3 protein-coding genes are annotated in these 2,072 nt (G+C 55.0%); 2 read left to right on the top strand and 1 reads right to left on the bottom strand.

The window, feature by feature from the left end; genetic code table 11:
- Positions 1–778 precede the first annotated feature (778 nt).
- Positions 779–1,045, bottom strand: coding sequence for a hypothetical protein (locus AK963_RS36795; protein ID WP_338011566.1), 267 nt, complete (start codon positions 1,043–1,045; stop codon positions 779–781).
- Here AK963_RS36795 and AK963_RS28180 point away from each other — a divergent pair.
- Together AK963_RS28180 and AK963_RS28175 are read left to right on the top strand one after the other, a co-directional pair.
- Positions 1,032–1,763, top strand: coding sequence for a replication protein P (locus AK963_RS28180; protein ID WP_338011565.1), 732 nt, complete (start codon positions 1,032–1,034; stop codon positions 1,761–1,763). The two genes, AK963_RS36795 and AK963_RS28180, sit on opposite strands and share 14 nt — an antisense overlap.
- On the top strand, positions 1,763–2,072 hold a 310-nt coding region (locus AK963_RS28175), incomplete at its 3' end, for a DUF1367 family protein (RefSeq protein WP_139117740.1). The genes AK963_RS28180 and AK963_RS28175, both read left to right, overlap by 1 nt.

Here is a 2,072-nt window from a genome sequence, read left to right as displayed (position 1 = left end):
TGGTGAGTTTTATCAATAAGTGGATGCGTACTAACCAGCACAATGTTGATGAGGCTGATCGCTATTTTCCCAGGGAGGGCAGACGATGAAAACCTTTGGCAAGATCGAAAGTCGTTTCTGGATCAGTCCTGATATTCAGTCGTTGTCCGGTGATAGCAAACTGCTCGCAGTTTACCTTTTGACCTGCGAACACAGCGACCTGAGTGGCGTTTACCGGCTACCCATGGGGTACATCACGGCGGATCTGGGCTGGACTCATACGATCACCTCACGATCTCTTGACGATCTGGCGACGATTGGATTTATCAGCCGTCGCGAGGGGTCGGACTTTATCTGCATCAATAAGTTTTTCCAGTACAACGAGCCGACCAATCAGGGGCAGTTAGAGGCACGGATTAAACATCTGGAAGAGCTGCCGGATAACCTGCCTGACCTGTCGTTGCTGCTTCAGTCAATGGCTGACAAAGCCAGTGTTTATAAGGGCTCAGAGGGCATAGTTAAACGGCTGGATACGATTCGTGAACGGATCGTGAGTTCATCGTCAGATGATCGCTTAGAGAGAAAGAGAGAAAGAGAGATAGAGAGTAAGAGAGATAAACCTAAAACATATGTGCAGTCTGACGACCGCACGACCCCCAGGACGGGGGAAGTACCACCAAGTGCCGGGAGCACAACTGGTACGACCCCCAGGACGGTGGAAGTGCCATCAAGTGCCGGGAGCACGACTGAGCAACCTGATCCCGTTACTCAGAAACCCACTGAAAAAACGGATGAGTTGTCAGCAGACTTTGAACAGTGGTGGACAAACTTCCCAAAGCGTGAGGGCAAAAAGGGCTACAGGCAGAAAACCTTCAACAAGTACCGGAAGCTGATTCGGCAAGAGGGCTTCAACTCTGATCAACTGCTGGCCAACCTGATGGCTTACCGTCGTTACTGTGACGAAACCGGTACCACCGGCACCCAGTACGTGATGACCACAGAACCCTACCTGAACAACCCTGACAACCTTAAAAATCCATGGACGGTGAACTATGCAGCAAGGCAAAGATCTTCTGTCAAACCCAGCGCGCTTGATCAATTCCTCGAAGCCAACGCAGAACACTACGCACCAGAGCAAGCGACCGGCGCAGGGTTCGCCTTCCATGGAAGAGCGCAGGAGCGCGAACGATATCACCCCGAAGCAGATTGCGGACCTGTTTGGGATCATGATCGGTCTGTACGGAGCGAAGTGGACACGGGAGCACGGTCTGGCGGATCGGACGGGGCAGTGGCTGGATACTCTGATCGACCTGCATCCGAACCAGTTGGAGCTGGGCATTCGCCGGGTGAAACGGGAGGGGAACGACTGGCCTCCCTCGGCCCCGGAGTTTCGCCGGTTCTGTCAGCCGAAGCCCGAGGACATGGGGTTGCCGGAGATGGCGAAAGCCTGGCAGGAAGCTAATGACCATGCCGGTTCACCAAACCACCACCCATGGTCCCATCGGGCGGTGTATCTGGCGGGGCGGACGGCAGGCTGGCATGAGTTGCGTTCTGCTGGCTCAGCACAGGAGTGCCGCGATGTGAAAGTGAAATTTACCAATGCCTATCAGGCTCTGACCAACCGAGTGTTGAAAGGAGAGCCACTGGAAGATCAGCTGGCCATCGAACACCGGTTTGATCCGGCGATCCACTCGAACCAGTTGCAGCGGGAGACCATGAAAGATCAGGGCATTGATCCGCTGGATGGTCAGGGTGCCAGAGCCAAGCTGATGGGCATGTTCTGATGGCGGCTGCTCTGGAACTGGTGCGCAGTTATCAGCCGCAACTGATCCTGTTGCCGGTATCGGCCAACGATGAGGCGTTCATTCTCCAACTGCAACCGGGGCAGGTGATCAGTGCCGAGTTCCGTAAGGCTCGCAATGCCCGGTTCCACCGTAAGTTTATGAAGCTGTGCAGTGTCGCTTATGGCGAGTTTGAGCGGTTGCCGCAGTCACCGGTGCAGATGGCTGGCTCCAACCGCTGGGTGACGCCGTTGCCGGATTTCGACGAGTTTCGCTATTGGGCTCTGGTGCAGGCCGGTTTCTACCAGGTGA

It is taken from the genome of Endozoicomonas atrinae, assembly GCF_001647025.1.
GTDB lineage: Bacteria > Pseudomonadota > Gammaproteobacteria > Pseudomonadales > Endozoicomonadaceae > Endozoicomonas > Endozoicomonas atrinae.
This window is presented reverse-complemented; position numbering and strand designations above follow the sequence as displayed.